Here is a 7,234-nt window from a genome sequence, read left to right on the forward strand (position 1 = left end):
AAGCTGATGTTGCGCTATTTTACCTTATCCCACCACCGCCGAAGTTTGAATTTTCAGCATCGGTTGACCTTCAAAATCCGGCGGGATCGGGGCATCTAATAAATGTAACATCGTGGGGGCTAAATCCAACGAATGACCGGCTGGAATTGTCGAATCCGCTTCGATTCCCGGCCCTTTCGCCACCATAAACCCATCCGAACGGTGAGAACCGGTGCGGTTAAACGGAACCGGGCCGATGCGTCCGATATCGGGACTCTCCACCACATCTGTGGCCGATTTATCTTGCCAGATGACCACCAAATCGGCATCGGGAAGCTTCGGATCCGAGTCGGTGGGGTTTTCCCGGGTACGGATGATATCCTTCACCATCGGTTCGCCGGTGCGCGCATCCACCATTTGCGAGAGTTTGGCGATCGTCTCGTCACAGACGGCGTGATAGTCTGCGGGATCGACAATGCCGTGGGGTTCGCGTCCCTTCAGGTTTATCCGGATATATCCTTCAGAAAAACTCGGCAGGGCAAACGCTTTCATCTGCGGCCAAAACGGCTGATACCACGCCGCACTCTGGTAGTATAGCGGATTGGAGTTTTCCCGCATCTCAAAGGGCGAAACAAGCTCCATTTCTTCCGAAGTGCCGAATATCGGTTCGATGACTTCAAACACCTTGCGGGGAAGCTGTCGGCGCAAAAAGCCTTTAACCGGATTTTGCTCGTGCTTCATACTCCATACCGTTCCCATCCAACCGCGCTTTGCGCGTCCTTTCGTCACTGGCGGACCGGGGGGTTCATTCACGTTAGCGCGCGCGAGTCCGTATTTGCCCGGGAAGTTCAAGCGGAACATAAACTCCGGGAGAAATACCATGCTGGGTAGATCCATGTTGTTAAAATCCATCCCATGCGCCGCAAACACCGCCACGCGCGCGTTTTCCGGCGCTTCCGAGACAATTTCCCCGATCGCCTCATCGATCGCTTCAAAGGTTTCTAGCATCGGATCCCCCGATCCGCGATCGGCAAACAAGGGATAAAGCGGATGATTGGGCTGACTCAAATGCCAAAATACATGTCCGGCGCTGTGGGTTTCGCCAAAAATCGTCAAGAAGAAATCCCAATCTTCTCCCTCGAGCAAATCCTTGCAAATTTCGCCCCGACGCGCGATTCCCACCTTCATATTTTCCTTTAGCTCTTCGAGCGCTTTCACATCCATCACGCAGGCAAAATCTTTCAGCAATGTAGGATGTTCCCCATGCTTTTCGATGGTTTCTTGCAGGAAAAATTCCGGCTTGGAATGAGTCGGCGTTTGCGGAGAATGCGCCCCCCAGGCTAATGCTTGGACGCCATTTACTCCGGAAGCCAAAGGCGCTTGCGGCATGTCAAAAACCGCCACGCGATAGTCATCCCCCAAGGCATAAAATGGTTGATGTTCGGCAAAATCGTGGGATTGGACGTTCTCCACCTCGTAGGTGCCTTCTTTCAGTTTTAACGGTGCCCAATAGCCCGTTTCCTGCGGCGATCGCCCGGTCAGAAATGTAGTCCAAGGGGTTTCGGCGCGATAGTAATCAAAGGTTCTCAGCCTTCCGTAAGCTCCCTCATCGCGCAAGCGACGCAGGTTTTTCAAATGTCCTTGGGACATCCATTCTTCGATGATTTTCGGGTCGGCAGCATCCAGTCCAATTGCAATCACAGGATGTGTCATAGTTTCTCCTTGGTTTACAAAAAAATACAGATACCCCATGTCACCAATTGCCAGATTTTTGAGTGACAGTTTTATGGGGGTTAAAATGATTGGCTTTGCTCGATTTTACTTGAGTTTTATTTAGAGAAAAATTGCGTTTTTTTGAGCTATGCCATAGGTGTTAGTTTGGCGCGATAACCCGTTCTAGTTGGTCACGAGTTAGTCGCTCGCTTCGCCTGACAAGCTTCATCAATCCCTCAGTTATTTATTCCCTTTACCCATCCCTGAAGGCAGAGCGATCGCCTCTTGACGGTGGAGGGTTTTAAAGAGTAAAAAAAGGCAATTGGTTGGGGAAGTCTGCTAAAGTTAGGGATTATTTTTCTCCTTGCAAAGCTTTCTATCGTTATACTAAAGCCATAGGGAAGTCCGCGTCATATATCTAAAGACGGAATTGAAACGCGATCGCCAAAGGTTATCGTTCCTGACGGGCATCTTTCCCGGGCAGCAGGGTATCTGTCATATATCTAGAGAGTGAAATTTCTGGGGATCGCCTCTGTCCACAGCGGGAGTTTTCGCCGGGGAGTGGGCGCGCAATATGTGCTTAAGCGACCTGCAAGCGATCGCCCGGAATTGGCAAGGGTGGGGAATTGGAATCGCCCCGGGCGAGAATTGCCGCGATCGCTTGCACTAAGCGATCGCCCTGAAACGGTTTGGTCAAATAGGCGGTTGCGCCCAAACACCTTGCCCGGTGTAAGTGTTGTGGCGTAGCGCGGGAGGTCAGCATGGCGATCGCAATCTCGCGCCACTGCGGGCGATCGCGAATGCACTCGAGCAACCCAAACCCGTCCAAATTGGGCATTTCCAGATCCGAGAGTACCAGATCGAAGCGGGAGTGCGATCGCTGCAATTGTGCCAACGCCTCCCTACCGTCGCGACAGAGAACCACCGCAAACCCCGCCTGAGACAGCAATTTTTCCAGCGATCGACGCACGGCGATCGAATCATCCACCACCAACACCTGCGCTCGTGCGGGCACTTGTGCGATCGGCGCGGGGGTTTCCTCCGGAGGAAGAATCTCCTCCAAATGTTGCAACGCCAAAATCGGCACCACCGCTCCGCTTCCCAACACCGTACAACCCGCCACGTAGGGCGGTGCGCTCACGGTCATTTCCAGGGGTTTGAGAACCACCTGACGTTGCTCCAAGATTGCATCTACTGCGATCGCCACAGTGCGATGTTTCCCCTCCACCACCAACGCCTCCCTCGGCACAACGTTCCCCTCTGCGTCATCCCGATTGTAGCGTCCGTAGGGCAGCAACCCCGACAGGGAAAACAACGGCAGAGCGTGCTTTTCCCACTCCACCTTCCCCGCCGATACCTGTGTCGGCGAGAGGGAGATGCAAGCGCGCACCTGCTGGGTTTCAACGGCCAAAATGCGCTGCTGACACTGGCACAGATACGCCGATACCCGACTCGGCGTCAGGGGAATGCGAAGGGTAAATTTTGTGCCGCCCCCCACTTCGCTTTCCACCTCCAAGGTGCCGCGCAGTCGCGCACAAGCGTGCTGTACGATATCCAATCCTACCCCGCGCCCGGATAAATCGGTGACTTTGGTGGCGGTGGAAAACCCGGGGGCGAACAAAAATTGGAAGATTTCGCCGGTACTCAGTTGGCTGAATTCCGGCGTGTCTGAGGAAATTAGGTTGCGTTCCAAGGCGCGATCGTACACTTTCTGCGGATCGATCCCGCGCCCATTATCAGCAATGGCGATCGTCAGTTGCGACCCTTCCACCGTGGCGGATAAAATAATTTTCGCCACCTCCGATTTGCCTTGCACTTTTCGTTCCACCGGTAACTCGATACCGTGATCGAAGGCATTGCGGAATAAATGGGTGAGGGGGGTTTGTAATTGTTCCAAAATCGCCCGATCGACCAGGGTATCATTCCCGCGCACTACTAATTCGACTTGTTTGTGATACTGTTGTTGTAGGGTTTGCAAGGGGGCGGCAAACCGTTGGGCGATTTCCCCAAAGGGTACCAGTCGCGAGTCGGTAAGGTCCTGGTTGAGCTGTTCGAGGGAAGCGTGCAATTGCCCTAACAGGGCGTTAAATTCCCGGGAAATTAACTTGACATCGGTGCGGGTTTCTGCTACGCGGACGGTGAGTTCCGGGAAGGAGTCCCGGGTATTGGCCCGATCGCCGTTAGGGGCGATCGCCATTAGCTGTTCGATGCGATTCTCCAGACTCTGACTGGCGCGATCGAGCTGCTGTTGATAAAATGCCAGTCGCTCGGATTTTATCAGCAATTCCCCCACGGTGTTGCTCATCCGATTCACTCTCCACGCCGGCACCCGCAGGTTCAAATTCGCCGGATTCCCCGCCGCTTGCGGGTTGAGGATGATATATTTTAAAAATCGCTCCGGAATCGCAGCAGATCTCGGTTTCGAGTCGGGGGTTGTCGCTTCGGATTTCTGCGACCCTGGGGCGGTGGCGGGGGTGGGTTTCGGTTTCGGGGTTAGCAGTTCGGTTTTCAGTTGTCGGATCTCGGCGATCGCCTGCTGTGCTACTTCTTCTACTGAGGTGTTCTTGGTGGTGACTCGGGCGGCGAATTCCCTGGCCCGTTGATTTAAGCGGTTTAAGTTCAGGGTTTGTCCGAGTAACTGGCATTCTTCTAAAAATAGGGTGAAACTCTTGCGTAACGGCGCATCTTGTGGTATTTTATTGTCGTTATAAAGATGCAGCGATCGCTCTAACCTTTGCAGGCAGTCCTCTAAATCTACCTCTAAGGCAGTTTTGACAAACGGATTCAGGGGTTCGCCACAGGCGTCGGACTCGGATCCGAGGTTTTGCTGGCGCGCTTGTGTGCCTTCACTCTCCTCCGGGCGCGGCGCGGGCAAGTCTTCCACGAATCGCTCTAAACTCTGGATAAAGTTATCTAATCTCTGGCGCGCGGTTGGGGAAGGTTCCTGATTATTTAACGCATTTAAAATCAGATCGCTAATCAGATCGGCACTGAGGGAGAGCAATTCGTGGGCGGCGGACAAATTGCCTACCCGCCCTTGTTGCAGGGCGATGAGTAATTCTTCCAGTTTGTGCGCTAGATGACTGACCTCGAGCAATCCCGCCATCCCCGCCCCGCCTTTCAGGGAGTGGGCGGCGCGGATGGTTTCGGCATATTCCGCCGAGGGGTTATGGCTGTTTCCCTCCTGTTCTCGGATCTGGGCGATCCCTTGCTCGAGGGCGAGCAAACACTCGGGTGCTTCTTCATAAACGAAGCAATGGCGAGCATCTTCGGCGATGGATGCTAAGCGATCGGGATCGAGAACCGGGTTGTAAGCAGTCATGTTAGGTTATGCTATTGCGGGTTTAAAGCGTGGAAAAACGCGGGGATATCCAGCACTCCGAGGGGGAACATCCGGGGTGAGTTGGGGGGGTTCACCCATGCGACTTGGGAGATAAGGGAGGCGATCGCCGGTGCCCACTGGGGCGGAATGGGTTGAAATTCATCCGGGTTCACTGACAAGGTGCCTCGGAATGCCCCGATCGCTATCCCTACTTGGCGCACCAATGGCGGGCGATCGTCCCCCTGGCGCTTCTCCTCTCTGGGTGAATTGCAAAGAATTCCCACGGTTAATTCATCCCCATGACTGCGCGCAATCGCGGAAAGTCCCAAGATATCGCTGAGAAAATCCGCTAATTCTACCACCCACAGCAGCTTTCCCCCGCGATCGATGACGCCCAATACCCCATCGGGAACTCCCGGAATCGGACAAATCTCTGCCCAAGCAATGGCGATCGTCTCTTCCACATATTCCATCGGCACTGCTAAATTTACGGTGGCGCTCAGTTCCAAATGCGCGTACTCCTGCTGCATTCTCTCTTCTCCCTCGATTGAGAATTCAGAATTGAGAATTGCGAAACTCTTTCCTTCTTCATTCTCCCTGCGCTCCCGATTAATAGCTATATGCCAACTTGGGCGAGACCATTGGTTCGCGGGTTTCTTTGGGTTTGGCGGTTAACTGCGCCTCGATAATGGTTAACAGTTGCGCCGCATCAAAAGGTTTGGTGACGTAATCGTTTGCACCTACCATGCGCGATCGCATTTTATCGATTAAACCATCTCGTCCCGTTAGCATCACAATCGGCACCGTTTCTAGCATACTCGATTGTTTCAGCATCCGACAAAGCTCGTACCCGTTGATTTGCGGCATATTAATATCCATCAGCACCAACGCCGGTTTATTTCTGGCTAACGTGGTCAGCGCTTTCGCCGGATCGGTTAAGCCTAAATACCGATACCCCATCGTTTCTAAAATCGCCTTAATTTGCCGTTGGGTGGTTTTACTATCATCAATGCAGGCAATAATCGGCCCGTTTTTTGGATTTTGAGTCTGCTTGTAAGGATTCACCCCCACCGCACCTTCTCGCACCAACGGCTGCAGTAAAGTTGCCAGGGAAAGGGTATCGGTTTTTAACTGGTGGGCCGCTTCATACAGGCAGGGATTTTGCTGCAGCACTTTCACCAGGGCTTTGATAAATTCAATATCCTTCACATTTTGCCACAGCAGTTTGGGTATTGGCTCTAGATTTTTTACAAAAAGTCTTTGAAACGGCGAGGCAATTTCTGGTCTGAGTTTTCCCCATTTGCCAATAAATCCGCGCATGGGCAAAATGGTCTGCTTCAAAGGAACGGAAAGCAAAATCGGATCGAGTCCCACCAATTTCTCGAATTGCAGTTCGGCTTGCGGCAAGTTCACCAATTGGACTAACGCTTCTTGGGTGAGGGTAAATAACAGCTTGCGCGCCTCTTGCAGGGAGATTTGTTTGGTTTTCCAGTAGTGACAAATGACTTGATAATCGCTTTTAAACGCCTCGCGGGATAAGGACTCGAGTTGGGGATGCAACCTGGATAAATGATACTGTAGGCGTTCTTGCTGTCCCATTACACTACTGGCAAAATGCACCTTACCCTTGCCAAAATACACTCGCCAATACACCGAGTGGTCTTGGGGATCGCGAACGGTGAGGCGTCCGGAAAGTTGCTTGTTGACGATTTGTTGTAGGGCTTTTGTTGGCGATGCAATACGCGGAGGGGATGCAGGGCGTGCAGTGTCTCGGGTAGAAGATTTTGTTTTCGTGGCAATCATCTTTATTCCTCTCTGTTGTCCGGTTCGGTAAATGTTTGAACTGATTTCGGATTGGCTGTTTTTGACTGTGGGTTACTTGGGAAATTAAAAGCCTTGATTTATCATTTTATCTTAACAATTGAGGCTAATTCGATCTGGATTTACCAGGTTAAATATAAGGGATAATCTCCAGGATGTTGTATCTAAATTTACGTCATTTCGGGATTTATCACTGGATTGCGATAGGTTAATAATAAACGAGGCTTCGGTGTTAGGGCTTCCGCCATTTGGCTGAATTTACGCCCCTTGCCCACCCGGTGCAAGGCAGCGATCGCAATTTGCATCGGGGCATCAACGATGGTTCATGGCTACCAAACTTAGATAAGTCTGGTCTTCTGGTCAGGTGAGCTTGGGAAAATAAAGTCTTACCAAGCCCCT

General features: G+C 52.2%; 5 protein-coding genes. All 5 read right to left on the minus strand.

What is annotated here, in order from left to right:
• Positions 1-24: 24 nt before the first annotated feature.
• A complete protein-coding gene (locus AC0QH1_RS22555) occupies positions 25-1,692 on the minus strand; it encodes an alkaline phosphatase family protein (protein ID WP_324633601.1) in 1,668 nt (555 codons plus the stop codon).
• A gap of 580 nt (positions 1,693-2,272) precedes the next feature.
• Positions 2,273-5,014, minus strand: coding sequence for a hybrid sensor histidine kinase/response regulator (locus AC0QH1_RS22560; RefSeq protein ID WP_324633602.1), 2,742 nt, complete (start codon positions 5,012-5,014; stop codon positions 2,273-2,275).
• A gap of 11 nt (positions 5,015-5,025) precedes the next feature.
• A complete protein-coding gene (locus AC0QH1_RS22565; RefSeq protein WP_324633603.1) occupies positions 5,026-5,544 on the minus strand; it encodes a chemotaxis protein CheW in 519 nt (172 codons plus the stop codon).
• Between the two features lie 79 nt (positions 5,545-5,623).
• Positions 5,624-6,817, minus strand: coding sequence for a response regulator (locus AC0QH1_RS22570; RefSeq protein ID WP_324633605.1), 1,194 nt, complete (start codon positions 6,815-6,817; stop codon positions 5,624-5,626).
• 188 nt (positions 6,818-7,005) lie between these two features.
• Positions 7,006-7,140 (minus strand): hypothetical protein, encoded by a 135-nt coding sequence (locus AC0QH1_RS22575; RefSeq protein WP_324633606.1) that lies wholly within the window; start codon positions 7,138-7,140, stop codon positions 7,006-7,008.
• Between the last annotated feature and the right edge of the window lie 94 nt (positions 7,141-7,234).

The organism is Phormidium sp. CCY1219, from assembly GCF_055795085.1.

Excerpts from the sequence above, each read along its gene's own strand:
- AC0QH1_RS22575 (WP_324633606.1), bottom strand. The coding sequence starts at position 7,140 with ATGCAAATTGCGATCGCTGCCTTGCACCGGGTGGGCAAGGGGCGTAAA.
- AC0QH1_RS22560 (WP_324633602.1), bottom strand. The coding sequence starts at position 5,014 with ATGACTGCTTACAACCCGGTTCTCGATCCCGATCGCTTAGCATCCATC.
- AC0QH1_RS22570 (WP_324633605.1), bottom strand. The coding sequence starts at position 6,817 with ATGATTGCCACGAAAACAAAATCTTCTACCCGAGACACTGCACGCCCT.
- AC0QH1_RS22555 (WP_324633601.1), bottom strand. The coding sequence starts at position 1,692 with ATGACACATCCTGTGATTGCAATTGGACTGGATGCTGCCGACCCGAAA.
- AC0QH1_RS22565 (WP_324633603.1), bottom strand. The coding sequence starts at position 5,544 with ATGCAGCAGGAGTACGCGCATTTGGAACTGAGCGCCACCGTAAATTTA.